This is a genomic window from Burkholderia sp. EMB26, from assembly GCF_024730645.1.
GTDB classification, from domain to species: Bacteria; Pseudomonadota; Gammaproteobacteria; order Burkholderiales; family Burkholderiaceae; genus Burkholderia; species Burkholderia cenocepacia.
The window spans coordinates 2,832,827-2,845,737 of sequence record NZ_CP078070.1 but is presented as its reverse complement, the minus strand read 5'-3'; the positions used below and the strand labels follow the sequence as shown (position 1 = coordinate 2,845,737).

At 66.2% G+C, this 12,911-nt stretch carries 13 protein-coding genes; 9 read left to right on the top strand and 4 right to left on the bottom strand.

The features are described 5' to 3' along the window. Nucleotides 1-113: 113 nt before the first annotated feature. From purN to nadC, 6 genes are all read left to right on the top strand, one after another. Nucleotides 114-776, top strand: coding sequence for a phosphoribosylglycinamide formyltransferase (gene purN, locus KU887_RS13425; RefSeq protein ID WP_006496140.1), 663 nt, complete (start codon nt 114-116; stop codon nt 774-776). Beyond that, on the top strand, nt 773-2,038 hold the full coding sequence (locus KU887_RS13420; protein ID WP_212126554.1) for an RsmB/NOP family class I SAM-dependent RNA methyltransferase: 1,266 nt from the start codon (nt 773-775) through the stop codon (nt 2,036-2,038). The genes purN and KU887_RS13420 overlap by 4 nt, the downstream gene beginning before the upstream one ends. Nucleotides 2,039-2,056: 18 nt before the next feature. Beyond that, nucleotides 2,057-3,439: a mechanosensitive ion channel family protein gene (locus tag KU887_RS13415; RefSeq protein WP_006488952.1), complete on the top strand. Its 1,383-nt coding sequence runs from the start codon at nt 2,057-2,059 to the stop codon at nt 3,437-3,439. A 215-nt stretch (nt 3,440-3,654) separates the two neighbouring features. Then, complete coding sequence (locus KU887_RS13410) at nt 3,655-4,851, top strand: acyl-CoA desaturase (protein WP_006491832.1); 1,197 nt, start codon at nt 3,655-3,657, stop codon at nt 4,849-4,851. A gap of 254 nt (nt 4,852-5,105) precedes the next feature. After that, nucleotides 5,106-6,242, top strand: a complete 1,137-nt coding sequence (gene nadA, locus KU887_RS13405; RefSeq protein ID WP_048984591.1) for a quinolinate synthase NadA — start codon at nt 5,106-5,108, stop codon at nt 6,240-6,242. After that, nucleotides 6,239-7,120: a carboxylating nicotinate-nucleotide diphosphorylase gene (gene nadC / locus KU887_RS13400; RefSeq protein ID WP_006488948.1), complete on the top strand. Its 882-nt coding sequence runs from the start codon at nt 6,239-6,241 to the stop codon at nt 7,118-7,120. The genes nadA and nadC overlap by 4 nt, the downstream gene beginning before the upstream one ends. A gap of 95 nt (nt 7,121-7,215) precedes the next feature. Here nadC and nadB read toward each other — a convergent pair whose 3' ends face one another. The 4 genes from nadB to radC form a co-directional block, all read right to left on the bottom strand. Beyond that, nucleotides 7,216-8,802: an L-aspartate oxidase gene (nadB, locus tag KU887_RS13395; protein WP_258250420.1), complete on the bottom strand. Its 1,587-nt coding sequence runs from the start codon at nt 8,800-8,802 to the stop codon at nt 7,216-7,218. Nucleotides 8,803-8,971: 169 nt separating this feature from the next. Next, nucleotides 8,972-9,139 carry a 50S ribosomal protein L33 gene (gene rpmG, locus KU887_RS13390; protein WP_006478046.1) on the bottom strand — a complete coding sequence of 56 codons (168 nt, stop codon included), beginning with the start codon at nt 9,137-9,139 and terminating at the stop codon, nt 8,972-8,974. Between the two features lie 17 nt (nt 9,140-9,156). Next, nucleotides 9,157-9,390: a 50S ribosomal protein L28 gene (rpmB, locus tag KU887_RS13385; RefSeq protein WP_004186391.1), complete on the bottom strand. Its 234-nt coding sequence runs from the start codon at nt 9,388-9,390 to the stop codon at nt 9,157-9,159. A gap of 237 nt (nt 9,391-9,627) precedes the next feature. Then, nucleotides 9,628-10,401: a DNA repair protein RadC gene (gene radC, locus KU887_RS13380; protein ID WP_048984577.1), complete on the bottom strand. Its 774-nt coding sequence runs from the start codon at nt 10,399-10,401 to the stop codon at nt 9,628-9,630. A gap of 135 nt (nt 10,402-10,536) precedes the next feature. Here radC and KU887_RS13375 point away from each other — a divergent pair, with 135 nt between their 5' ends. The 3 genes from KU887_RS13375 (at nt 10,537) to KU887_RS13365 (ending at nt 12,890) form a co-directional block, all read left to right on the top strand. Then, nucleotides 10,537-10,992: a peptidylprolyl isomerase gene (locus tag KU887_RS13375; RefSeq protein WP_006496137.1), complete on the top strand. Its 456-nt coding sequence runs from the start codon at nt 10,537-10,539 to the stop codon at nt 10,990-10,992. 2 nt (nt 10,993-10,994) lie between these two features. After that, a complete protein-coding gene (gene ispH / locus KU887_RS13370; RefSeq protein ID WP_006488968.1) occupies nt 10,995-11,975 on the top strand; it encodes a 4-hydroxy-3-methylbut-2-enyl diphosphate reductase in 981 nt (326 codons plus the stop codon). A gap of 204 nt (nt 11,976-12,179) precedes the next feature. Further along, nucleotides 12,180-12,890: a hypothetical protein gene (locus KU887_RS13365; protein WP_006488963.1), complete on the top strand. Its 711-nt coding sequence runs from the start codon at nt 12,180-12,182 to the stop codon at nt 12,888-12,890. Nucleotides 12,891-12,911 lie beyond the last annotated feature (21 nt).

Genomic DNA, 12,911 nt, shown 5'->3' with positions numbered 1-12,911 from the left:
GCAGCGTCGGGGGAATGGGCGGTGGGATGCCGCAAAGCAGAAGATTATAAACGTTCGGGCGGGCCGGCGGCCGAGAAGGCGGGAAACGCGGGGGCGAATGGTAAAATTCGCGGATGAAAAAACTCGTGATCCTGATTTCCGGTCGCGGCAGCAACATGGAGGCCATCGTCCGCGCGTGCGCGCAGGAACGCTGGCCGGCCGAGATTGCCGCCGTGATCGCCAACCGGCCCGATGCGGCCGGACTGGCTTTTGCCGCGTCGCACGGGGTGGCGACGGCGGTGGTCGACCACCGGTCGTTCGACGGCCGCGACAGCTTCGACGCGGCGCTCGCCGCCGAGATCGACCGCTTCTCGCCCGATCTCGTCGTCCTCGCCGGCTTCATGCGCATCCTCACGCCCGCATTCGTCAGACGATACGAAGGCCGGCTGCTGAACATCCATCCGTCGCTGCTGCCGAGCTTCAAGGGCATCCACACGCACCAGCAGGCGCTCGACGCCGGCGTCGCGCTGCATGGCGCGAGCGTGCATTTCGTGATTCCCGAGCTCGACAGCGGGGCGATCGTCGCGCAGGGCGCGGTGCCCGTGCGCGCCGGCGACGACGCGGCCGCGCTCGCGCAGCGCGTGCTGGCGGTCGAGCACGTGCTGTATCCGCGTGCGGTGCGCTGGTTCGTCGACGGGCGGTTGCGCCTCGAGAACGGCCGCGCAGTGGTGGCGCCCGAAGAGGCGCGCTGGATTTTCGCGGACCAACCGCAAACCGAAACGAGTGAGGGCGTATGAAGCTGCACGGATTCCTGATCGGCCAGACCGAGACTTTGCTGGCCGAGGTGCTGAAGTTCGCCGGCCCCGCCGACGCGACGACGAGCCGGTTCTTCCGCGCGCACCCGAAGCTCGGGCATGCGGAGCGCGGCGTGATCGCCGAGGCCGTGTTCGCGGTGCTGCGCCGGAAGATGGAGTTTTCGCACCTGGCCGAGAGCGGCACCGGCACGCCTGCGCGACGCCTCACGCTGCTCGGCCTGATGCAGACGGTCGGCCGCAATGCGCTGAAGCCGTTCCTGTCCGACACCGAGTCCGCGTGGCTCGAGCACGTGTCGAAGATCGATCCGGCGAGCCTGCCGGTGCGCATTCGCACCAACCTGCCCGACTGGATTCACCAGGCGCTGTCGGAGCGTTTCGATGCCGAGGAGCTCGCGCAGCTCGCCGCCGCGCTGAACTACCCGGCGCCGCTCGACCTGCGTGCCAACGCGCAGAAGGCAAGCCGCGACCAGGTGATCGAAGCGCTGCGCGTGAGCGGCATCGATGCGGGCGCGACGCCGTTCGCGCCGTTCGGCGTGCGCGTGGTCGGCAAGCCGGCGCTGACGCGCCTCAAGTTGTTCGAGGAGGGCGCGATCGAGGTCCAGGACGAAGGCAGCCAGCTGCTGTGCTCGCTGGTCGCGCCGCGCCGCGGCGAGATGGTCGTCGATTTCTGCGCGGGCGCGGGCGGCAAGACGCTCGCCCTCGGCGCGATGATGCGCTCGACCGGGCGCCTCTATGCGTTCGACGTGTCGGAGAAGCGTCTCGCGAAGCTGAAGCCGCGCCTCGCACGCAGCGGGCTGTCGAACGTGAACCCGGTGCTGATCGACAGCGAGCACGACGCGAAGATCAAGCGCCTCGCCGGCAAGATCGACCGCGTGCTGGTCGATGCGCCGTGCAGCGGCCTCGGCACGCTGCGTCGCAATCCGGACCTCAAATGGCGCCAGACGCGCACCGCGATCGACGAACTGACGCCGAAGCAGGCGTCGATCCTCGCGAGCGCCGCGCGGCTCGTGAAGAAGGGCGGCCGGCTCGTCTACGCGACCTGCAGCGTGCTGGATGCCGAGAACGAGCGCATCGTCGAACAGTTCCTGGCCGACCATCCGGAATTCGTGCTGGTGCCGGCGCAGAAGGTGCTGGCCGACCAGCGCATCGAGCTCGAGACGGGCGACTATCTGTCGCTGTGGCCGCACCGTCACGCGACCGACGGCTTCTTCGCCGCGGTGCTCGAGCGCCGCGCGGCGCAGTAACGACCGCCCGGACGGACGATGGAGAACCTGCAGAGCCGCCTGCTGTCGCACCGGCTGGCCTCGGTGATTCGCGATTTCCACCAGCCGGTGATGATCTGGCAGGCGGCGATCCTCGTCGGTGCGCTGTGTTTCGCGTGGGTCGCCGCGCGCTTCGTGCACGGCCGGATCGATGCGCGGCGCCGGGCGGCCGGACGCGCGCCGGGCGCGGGCGCGCAAAGCCTCAAGCGCGCGTTGTTTCCGCTGTTCGGCAGCGTGTTCGTCGGCGGTGCGCAGCTCGCGTTCGACCCGTTCATGTCGACGTCGCTGCTGTCGCTCGCGCTCGTGCCGCTGTTCGGCATCGGGCTGATCTACGTGCTGTTCTTCTTCGCGCGGCGCGTGTTCGCGCGTGACGGCCACACGCACGCATGGCTGTCGATCGTCGAGAAGATCGTGTCGACCGTCGTGTGGGCCGCGATGGTGATGACCGTGCTCGGCATCCAGCGCGACGTGCTCGGCTGGCTCGACAGCGTGCAGTTCCGCGTCGCGACCGCGCACCTCACGCTGCTGTCGGTGATTTCCGGCGCGCTGTGGGTGTGCGTGACGCTGATGGTCGCGATGTGGCTCGGCTCGGTGCTCGAGGATCGCCTGTCGCGCGCGAGCACGCTCGACGCGAACCTGAAGGTCGTGCTGTCGCGGGTCGGCCGCGCGCTGCTCGTGTTCGCGGCGATCCTGATCGGGCTGTCGCTCGTCGGCATCGACGTGACGGTGCTCGGCGTGTTCGGCGGCGCGGTCGGCGTCGGCCTCGGGTTCGGGCTGCAGAAGATCGCCAGCAACTACGTGTCGGGCTTCATCATCCTGCTCGACCGCTCGCTGCGGCTCGGCGATGCGATCAGCGTCGGCGGGCTGCAGGGCGTGGTCACCCAGATCCGCACGCGCTACACGGTCGTGCGCGGCCTCGACGGCAACGAGACGCTGATCCCGAACGAGAAGCTGATCACCGACGTTGTGCAGAACCAGTCGTCGTACCTGACGCGCGGCTATGCGAAGGTGGCGGTGCAGGTGGCGTACACGAGCGACGTCGAGCAGGCGCTCGCGTTGCTCGCCGACGCGGCGAAGGACGTGCCGCGCGTGCTGGCCGAGCCGGCGCCCACCCCGTACCTCGTGAGTTTCGGCGCGGACGGGATCGACCTGGAGCTCGGCTTCTGGATCGAGGATTCGGCGAAGGGCACGTCGGGCGTGCGTTCGAGCGTGAACCGCAACATCTGGCGGCTCTTCAGCGAGCACGGGATTTCGATTCCGTTTCCGCAGCGCGAAGTGCGCGTGGTCGGGTTGCCGGACGGCTTCGCCGCGGCCGGCGTGGCGGCCGGGCACGATTCGGCCGCCGCCAACGGTGCGCTGGACGGGCGCGCGCCGGCCGCGTAGCGGGTGCGGGCGGTCAATCGTACCGATTCCGCGGTCGGAACCGGATCGCGGGCCTTTCCCAGTCCGGCCGTGGACCGCGCGGATTGCGTCAGGGCAAGAAAATATTCATTTTTTACAAAGACTTGGAACGGTTGAAGTAAAATTCTGGTCTACACGCGGTATGCTTTCATTCTTCTGACGCCGGTGCGGCGTCGCTCTCATCACAGGTAACTGCCTTGTTGAATTCCCTGCTCGATTTTCTTTCCCACGGGCTCCTGCATTTTTCGTGGTGGCAGGTCGCGCTGTTCGCGCTCGCCGTCACGCACGTCACGATCATCGGTGTGACGGTCTACCTGCATCGCTGCCAGGCGCACCGCGCGCTGGAGTTGCATCCGATCGCGAGCCACTTCTTCCGTCTCTGGCTGTGGATGACCACCGGCATGCTGACCGGCCAGTGGGCCGCGATTCACCGCAAGCACCATGCGAAGTGCGAGACCGAGGAAGATCCGCACAGCCCGCAGACGCGCGGCATCTGGAAGGTGTTCCTCGAGGGCGCCGAGCTGTATCGCGCGGAAGCGAAGAACGAAGAGACGATGCGCAAGTTCAGCCACGGCACGCCGAACGACTGGATCGAACGCAACCTCTATTCGAAGTACCCGATCCTCGGCGTGAGCCTGATGATGGTGATCGACGTCGCGCTGTTCGGCGTGCTCGGCCTGACCGTCTGGGCCGTGCAGATGGTGTGGATCCCGTTCTGGGCGGCCGGTGTCGTCAATGGCTTCGGTCACTTCTGGGGCTATCGCAACTTCAACTCGGCCGACGCGAGCACGAACCTGTTCCCGTGGGGCATCGTGATCGGCGGCGAAGAGCTGCACAACAACCACCACACGTTCGCGACGTCGGCGAAGCTGTCGAACAAGTGGTACGAGTTCGACATCGGCTGGATGTACATCCGCATCATGTCGGCCTTCGGTCTCGCGAAGGTGAAGAAGGTCGCGCCGACGCCGCGCCTGAACAAGCCGAAGACGGTGCTCGATCAGGAAACGCTGCAGGCCGTGCTGTCGAACCGCTACGAAGTGATGGCGAGCTACGGCAAGGCCGTGAAGCGTGCGTACCGCCAGGAGCTCGCGCACCTGAAGGAACTCGGTTCGAGCGAGAAGTACCAGTTGATGCGCGGTGCCCGCAAGTGGTTCCACAAGGACGCCGACGGTCTCGACGAGCCGCAGAAGAAGCTGTTGCCGGAAATCTTCGCGAACAGCCAGAAGCTGCATACGTACTTCCAGCTGCGCCAGGATCTGGCCGCGATCTGGGATCGTTCGACCGCGTCGCGCGAACAGCTTCTCGCGCAATTGCAGGATTGGTGCCATCGCGCAGAACAAAGCGGCATCAAGGCGCTGCAGGAATTCGCGACGCGCCTGCGTCGCTACGCCTGATTCGAAATCGATTAGAATCTCAGGACGTCACAAACCCCGCGTTGGCGGGGTTTTTTCATTTGGGCCGCCGGTTTGTGAAGCGCGTCGGCGGGCCGGGATTTGTCTGACGCTTGGGGCCGTGGCGGGTGGTGTCCCGGGGCGAATGAAAGGGATGGGATCGGGGCAGGCGCGAACGCGCCAACGCCGATCGACCGCGTAGCATGGGATCAGGGTAAGCGCTCAAGCGCCAACGCTGATCGACAGGAGATATGGAGATGCAATCGACGATCAAACCCGTCGAGTACGACCGGCCCGTCGCAGCCGGGACCGTGTGCGGCGTGGGGCAGGCATGGGCCAAGGTGCCCGATGCGCCGTCCGCCGAGGAACGCGCTGCGCTGAAAGCACGCATCAAGGCGTTGCTTGCCCGTGAAAAGGCCGTGCTGGTCGCCCACTACTACGTGGACGCCGAACTGCAGGAACTGGCCGACGAAACGGGCGGCTGCGTGGCGGATTCGCTCGAAATGGCCCGCTTCGGCCGCGATCACGACGCGCAGACGCTGGTCGTCGCCGGCGTGCGCTTCATGGGCGAAACCGCGAAGATCCTGAGCCCGAACAAACGGATCCTGATGCCCGATCTCGACGCGACCTGCTCGCTCGACCTCGGTTGCCCGGTCGACGAATTCTCGGCATTCTGCGATGCGCATCCCGACCGTACCGTCGTCGTCTACGCGAACACCAGCGCGGCCGTGAAGGCGCGCGCGGACTGGATGGTCACGTCGTCGATAGGCCTCGAGATCGTGGCCGACCTGCACGCGCGCGGCGAAAAGATCATCTGGGCGCCGGACCGCCATCTCGGCAGCTACATCCAGAAGAAAACCGGCGCGGACATGCTGCTGTGGCAGGGCTCGTGCCTCGTCCACGACGAGTTCAAGGGCATCGAGCTCGACCTGCTGCGCGCCGAATATCCGGACGCGAAGGTGCTCGTCCATCCCGAGTCGCCGGAAAACGTCGTGGCGCAGGCCGATGTCGTCGGCTCGACCACGCAGCTGATCGACGCGGCCGTCAAGTTCGACGCGACCCGCTTCATCGTCGCGACCGATCTCGGCATCCTGCACAAGATGCAGCTTGCCGCGCCCGGCAAGACCTTCATCGCCGCGCCGACGGCCGGCAACAGCGCGACCTGCAAGAGCTGCGCGCATTGCCCGTGGATGGCGATGAACGGCCTCGCGAACCTCGCCGACGTGCTCGAACGCGGTCACAACGAGATCTTCGTCGATCCCGCGATCGGCGAGCGCGCGCGTTTGCCGATCGACCGGATGCTCGAATTCGCGGCTGCGCACAAGAAGCGCGTGCAGGCGAGCGGCGACCTGCAGCGCGACCAGCAATTGTTCGCGAACGTGGGGGCCGCATGAGCAACGCCGTATCCCCGCTGTTCGAAGCCGTCCGCGCGCAGTACGGCGCGGCATTCGACGAAGCGATCGCGCGCAACGTGGCCGATGCGATCGCCGAAGACGTCGGTGCCGGCGACCAGACCGGGCGGCTCGTGCCGGCCGGCGAGCACCGCCGCGCGCGGATCATCGTGCGCGAGGAAGCCGTGCTGTGCGGCGTACCGTGGTTCGAGGCCGTGATCGCACGGATCGATCCGTCGATCGTCGTGCACTGGCGCTATCGCGAAGGCGACCGGATGACGGCCGATTCGACCGTCTGCGAACTCGAAGGGCCGGCACGCGCGCTGCTGACGGCCGAGCGCAACGGGCTGAACTTCCTGCAGTTGCTGTCGGGCGTCGCGACGGCGACGCGCCGTTACGTCGACCGCGTCGAAGGCACGCGCGCGAAGATCCTCGATACGCGCAAGACGTTGCCGGGGCTGCGGCTCGCGCAGAAGTATGCGGTCCGGGTCGGCGGCGGCGAGAACCAGCGTCTCGCGCTGTACGACGGCATCCTGATCAAGGAGAACCACATCGCGGCGGCAGGCGGTGTCGGCGAGGCGCTCGATGCGGCGTTCGCGCTGAAATCGGGCGTGCCCGTGCAGGTCGAAGTCGAGACGCTCGCGCAGCTCGACACGGCGCTCGCGCACGGGGCGCAGTCGGTGCTGCTCGACAACTTCACGCTCGACATGATGCGCGAAGCGGTGCGCGTGGCGGATGGCAAGGCCGTGCTCGAAGTCTCGGGCGGCGTCAATTTCGAGACGGTCCGCACGTTCGCGGAGACGGGCGTCGATCGCATCTCGATCGGCGCGCTGACGAAGGATGTGCGGGCGACCGATTATTCGATGCGGATCGTCGACTGACCGAACATCATCCGATCAGACAAAAAGCCGTTGGCGCGCAAGCGCCAACGGCTTTTTTCTTGTGCTGCCGCGGCCGCGGAAGGGCGGCGCGCCGCTCAGCGGCGCACGCGCGGCGTGAGCACGCTCGGCAATGCTTTCGGCAGCGTATGCGGCCAGTCGCGGCTGTAGTGCAGCCCGCGGCTTTCGCGGCGCGAGTGCGCGCTTTTCACGATCAGCGTTGCCACGTCGACGAGGTTGCGCAGTTCGAGCAGATCGCGCGTCACGCGGAAGTTCGCGTAGTACTCGTGGATCTCGTCGCGCAGCAGCGACAGGCGATGTTTCGCGCGCTCGAGGCGCTTGTCGGTGCGCACGATGCCGACGTAGTTCCACATCAGGCGGCGCAGTTCGTCCCAGTTGTGGGCCACGACGACTTCCTCGTCCGCGTCCGACACGCGGCTTTCGTCCCACGCGGGCAGCGCGGCCGGCGTGTCGACGTCGAAGCCGGCCGCCTCGATCGCCTCGGCTGCCGCGCGGCCGATCACCAGACATTCGAGCAGCGAGTTGCTCGCGAGCCGGTTCGCGCCGTGCAGCCCCGTGTACGAGGTTTCGCCGACCGCGTACAGGCCGGCGAGGTCGGTGCGTCCGGCGAGATCGGTGACGACCCCGCCGCACGTATAGTGCGCGGCCGGCACGACCGGGATCGGTTCTTTCGCGATGTCGATGCCGAATTCGAGGCAGCGCGCATGGATCGTCGGGAAATGTTCGCGCAGGAACGCTTCCGGCTGATGGCTGATGTCGAGATACACGCAGTCGATCCCGCGCTTCTTGATCTCGAAGTCGATCGCGCGCGCGACGATGTCGCGCGGCGCGAGTTCGGCGCGCGGATCGTGCGACGGCATGAAGCGCGTGCCGTCAGGCAGCTTCAGCAGGCCGCCTTCGCCGCGCACGGCTTCCGAAATCAGGAACGATTTCGCGTACGGATGGAACAGGCAGGTCGGGTGGAACTGGATGAATTCCATGTTCGACACGCGGCAGCCGGCACGCCACGCCATCGCGATGCCGTCGCCGGTCGCGGTGTCGGGGTTCGTCGTGTACAGGTAGACCTTGCCGGCGCCGCCGGTGGCGAGCACCGTGTGCGGCGCCTCGATCGTGATCGTGCGGTCGTTGTCGACGTCGAGTGCATACAGGCCGTGGCAGCGGCGGCCGGGCAGGCCGAGCCGATCCGACGTGATCAGGTCGATCGCGTGATGATTTTCGAAGAACGTGATGTTCGGATGCTGGCGCGCGCGCGCCGACAGCGTCGCGAGCACCGCATGGCCGGTCGCATCGGCCGCATGGATGATCCGGCGATGGCTGTGGCCGCCTTCGCGCGTCAGGTGAAAGCCGAGTTCGGCCGCGTCGTCCTTCGTGAACGGCACGCCTTGCGAGATCAGCCATTCGATGGCTTCGCGGCCGTGCTCGACGATGTAGCGCGTCGCGCCTTCGTCGCAGAGGCCGCCCCCGGCGACCAGCGTGTCGTCGACGTGGTTCTCGATGCTGTCCGCCGAGTCGAGGACCGCCGCGATGCCGCCCTGCGCGTTATCGCTCGCCCCCTCCATCATCGAACGTTTCGCGATCAGCGCGACACGTCGCGTGCTGGCCAGATTGAGTGCGACCGACAGCCCTGCCAGGCCGCTGCCGACGATCGCCACGTCGAATTTCATGCTGCATCTCCATCGTTACGCTTTTGATCTTGCGTTCCGTCGACCGCGGCCGCGGAAAGGGGAGAGCATACCGCGTCGGGCTCACGCGTGCGCGCAAAAACCGCGCAAAACAAAAAGCCCCGCATGTGCGGGGCTTTTCGGTCGCCGTCAGGCTGGCAGAAACCGGAGATTACTTGATCTTGGTTTCTTTGTATTCAACGTGCTTGCGGACGACGGGATCGAACTTCTTGATCGCCATCTTTTCCGGCATGTTGCGCTTGTTCTTCGTGGTCGTGTAGAAGTGACCCGTACCAGCGGTCGACTCGAGCTTGATCTTGTCGCGGGCGCCTTTTGCCATGATTGTGCTCCTTGGGCTTAGGCTTCGCCGCGTGCGCGCAGGTCAGCGAGCACGGAATCGATGCCGTTCTTGTCGATCAGGCGCAGGCCGGCGTTCGAGACGCGCAGGCGCACCCAGCGGTTTTCGCTCTCAACCCAGAACCGGCGGTTCTGCAGGTTCGGGAGGAAGCGACGCTTCGTCTTGTTGTTGGCGTGGGAAACGTTGTTGCCGCTCATCGGCGCTTTCCCAGTTACTTGGCATACGCGTGCCATGAGAGCACTCCTAATACGCTAAATTCGGGGTTCGATCGCCGGTGAAGGTTCCATCGCACCGCCACGTGATCCATGGCTGCACTCAGAACGCCGTAGCCCTTACAGACAAGGCCCTTCGATGGCTAGAACTGGTTGGAAAAAAGACAGACGACGATTCTAGCAGAAAAAGTTCAGAAAAATCAAACCCAATTTCGCTTCGTCGTTGCGGCGCCCTGGGACGGGCCGCCGCGCCACAGTCTACAGCCAACCGGCCCGCGCGAACGAGAAAGTATCGCTGACCCCGACGACGACGTGATCGAGCAGTCGCACGTCGACGAGCTCGAGCGCGTCTTTCAGCACGCGGGTCAGGCGGCGGTCTTCCGCGCTCGGCTGTACCGCGCCCGACGGATGATTGTGCGCGACGATCAGCGCCGCGGCGTTGTGTTTCATCGCGCGGCGCACGATCTCGCGCGGATAGACGGCCATGCGCGTGAGCGAGCCGCGCGCGATTTCCTCCATGTCGATCAGGCGGTTGCGCGCATCCAGATAGACCGCGATGAACACTTCGTACTGGCGCGTGCCGATCTTCAGTCGCAAGCAATCCTCGACCGCGCCGGGCGAGTCGATCGGCATCCGTTCTTCCGCTTTCTCCACCAGCATGCGCCGCGCGATCTCGGTGACCGCGACGAGTCGCGCGGAGCGTGCGGGGCCGATGCCGGGGTACGCCTCGAAATCGTCGGCGCTCGCTTCGAGCAGCCCGCGCAACGTGCCGAACTGCTCGACCAGTGCGCGGGCGGTGACGAAGACGTCGTGACCGGGCTTGCCGGTGCCGAGCAGCAGCGCGATCAGCTCGTCGTCGGTCAGCGCGGCCGGCCCGCGCTCCAGCAATCGCTCGCGTGGCCGCTCGGGCCGCCAGTCGCCCGGGCGGCGCCTGCGACGGTTGATCGGGATCACGCGGCCGGGCGGATCGGCCGGCGTGTCGGCGGTGTCGCGGCATTCGGCCGGCGGCGCGATGAGGCAGGGTGACAGCATGGTCGGAACTCCATTGGCGGCGGGCGGCGTGCGCAACGTCGTCGCACTTTCCGCCTTGCACGCTCAGGTGACTTACAATATTGGCTTTGCGCCGGGCCATTCGGCCGTAGCGGGCGCCGACTGAACGAGTAATTCATGAGCCTCATCGATCTATCCGAAGTGAAGCCCGGTTCCCACGTCACGTTGCATTACCGGCTGGCACTGGCCGACGGCGCCGACATCGTCAACACCTTTTCGGACAAGCCGGCCACGCTGTTGCTGGGCGCGGGGCAGCTGGCGCCGTCGCTGGAACAGATTCTGCTCGGGCTCCGGGTCGGCGACCATTCGACTTTTCAGCTAGCCCCCGATCAGGGGTTCGGCCCCCGCAATCCCGACATGCTCCAGCGCGTGACGCTGGCGACGCTGCGCGAGAACGGGATGGTCGGCGACGATTTCACGCCGGGCGAACTCATCGAGTTCAACGCACCGGATGGCGGTCGCTACGCGGGGGTGCTGAAGGAAGTCAGCGAGACCTCGGCGCTGTTCGACTTCAATCATCCGCTCGCGGGCCAGGCGCTCACGTTCGAAGTGAAAATCATCGGAATCCTGTAATCATGAGTACCACCGATACGCTGTCCGGGCAGACCGTCGCCGCCGACGCCGAAATCCTGCTGGCCCAGCCGCGCGGTTTCTGCGCGGGTGTCGATCGCGCGATCGAGATCGTCGAGCGCGCCATCGCGATGCACGGTGCGCCGATCTACGTGCGTCACGAAATCGTCCACAACAAGTACGTGGTCGAGGATCTGAAAAAGAAGGGCGCGATCTTCGTCGAGGAACTCGAGGAAGTGCCGGCCGGCAACACCGTGATCTTCAGTGCGCACGGCGTGTCGAAGGCCGTGCGCGACGAGGCCGACGTGCGCGGGCTGCGCATTTACGACGCAACCTGCCCGCTCGTCACGAAGGTGCACGTCGAAGTGGCGAAGATGCGCCAGGACGGCGTCGACATCGTGATGATCGGCCACAAGGGCCATCCCGAAGTCGAAGGCACGATGGGCCAGGTCGAGCGCGGCATGCACCTCGTCGAAAGTGTCGAGGACGTGCAGAAGCTCGAGCTCGCCGATCCCGAGCGCATCGCGCTCGTCACGCAGACGACGCTGTCCGTCGACGACGCGGCCGAGATCATCGGCGCGCTGAAGGCGAAGTATCCGAAGATCCGCGAGCCGAAGAAGCAGGACATCTGCTACGCGACGCAGAACCGCCAGGACGCGGTGAAGTTCATGGCGCCGCAATGCGATGTCGTGATCGTGGTCGGTAGTCCGAACAGCTCGAACTCGAGCCGGCTGCGCGAAGTGGCCGAGAAGCGCGGCGTGGCCGCGTACATGGTCGATGCACCGGACCAGATCGATCCGGCGTGGGTCGCCGGCAAGCGCCGCATCGGCGTGACGGCCGGCGCGTCGGCGCCCGAGGTGCTCGCCCAGGCCGTGATCGCGCGGCTGCGCGAGCTCGGCGTGCGCAACGTCCGCGCACTCGACGGCATCGAGGAAAACGTGTCGTTTCCGCTGCCGCGCGGGTTGAACCTGCCGCCCGCCGCCTGATTGCCGCATCGCACCCGCGGAACACCGAAGCGCGCCTCCCGGCGCGCTTTTTTTTGGTGTCTCGAAATTGTAATCGCAACCATTATTCCCAATCATGGTGCAACCCGGTTGCTCCCGCCTCATCCAATCGTTTCTCAAAATTGGTTGCAATGCAGGAAAACCCCATCGAATCAGGATTATTGGCGTCCTATAAATGGAGTTACAATGCGCCCGTTTTCAAGCCGGAATGGCTTTGAAATCGGGTTTTGGCAAGGCGCGGGAGACCATTCAATGCATGTGAAGTTGGCTTACGCCGTGTCCGTCGCCGCACCGGTTGCAATGCTTGCCGGCTGCAGCAAAAAGAGCGACGACGGGGCGGGCAGGGACGCTGCGGTAATCGCGGCATCATCGGCCAGCGGCGTGCGCGTCGCCGGAGCCGGACGTGCGGCGCCATCGGCGCGCCGTATCGCGCAACTGGGCAGGGACAAGGAAAACGGGGCAGGTTTGACGATCGAGGACATCAACGCGCTTGGCCTGACGACGGGCCGGGCAGCGGGCATGCAGACTGCGTCGCGGCAAGCCGCCGGTCGACGGATGCCGGATGATCGCGGCGTTGCCGGCAGCGTGCCGAAGCCACTGTCCCCCCTTCAATTCGATTCGACGAAACAGCGCGCCGCCGCGACCGACCGTGTCGTGACGCGCAGTCTGGTTCGTACGATGGATTCCGATGCAGTCCTGACGAAAGTCGGGCGCGACTGCCGCAACGCCCTGCCGGGCGACGCGGCGCGGAATCCGATCCGTCCGGGCGCGCTGCTTGCGCGGCGCCGGACGGGCCAAGGCACGGATGCCGGGAAACCGGACGACGGCCGTCTCGGCATGCTGCCCCACGACTTCAAGGAGGCCACGAACACCGTCCTCGATGTCGTGACGATTTAGCGACGGGACTCATGACGGCAC

Coding starts and splice junctions, on each gene's coding strand:
- KU887_RS13375 (WP_006496137.1), top strand. CDS start 10,537: ATGAGCCTCATCGATCTATCCGAAGTGAAGCCCGGTTCCCACGTCACG.
- rpmG (WP_006478046.1), bottom strand. CDS start 9,139: ATGGCAAAAGGCGCCCGCGACAAGATCAAGCTCGAGTCGACCGCTGGT.
- nadC (WP_006488948.1), top strand. CDS start 6,239: ATGAGCAACGCCGTATCCCCGCTGTTCGAAGCCGTCCGCGCGCAGTAC.
- KU887_RS13365 (WP_006488963.1), top strand. CDS start 12,180: ATGCGCCCGTTTTCAAGCCGGAATGGCTTTGAAATCGGGTTTTGGCAA.
- KU887_RS13415 (WP_006488952.1), top strand. CDS start 2,057: ATGGAGAACCTGCAGAGCCGCCTGCTGTCGCACCGGCTGGCCTCGGTG.
- radC (WP_048984577.1), bottom strand. CDS start 10,401: ATGCTGTCACCCTGCCTCATCGCGCCGCCGGCCGAATGCCGCGACACC.
- purN (WP_006496140.1), top strand. CDS start 114: ATGAAAAAACTCGTGATCCTGATTTCCGGTCGCGGCAGCAACATGGAG.
- ispH (WP_006488968.1), top strand. CDS start 10,995: ATGAGTACCACCGATACGCTGTCCGGGCAGACCGTCGCCGCCGACGCC.
- nadA (WP_048984591.1), top strand. CDS start 5,106: ATGCAATCGACGATCAAACCCGTCGAGTACGACCGGCCCGTCGCAGCC.
- KU887_RS13420 (WP_212126554.1), top strand. CDS start 773: ATGAAGCTGCACGGATTCCTGATCGGCCAGACCGAGACTTTGCTGGCC.
- nadB (WP_258250420.1), bottom strand. CDS start 8,802: ATGAAATTCGACGTGGCGATCGTCGGCAGCGGCCTGGCAGGGCTGTCG.
- rpmB (WP_004186391.1), bottom strand. CDS start 9,390: ATGGCACGCGTATGCCAAGTAACTGGGAAAGCGCCGATGAGCGGCAAC.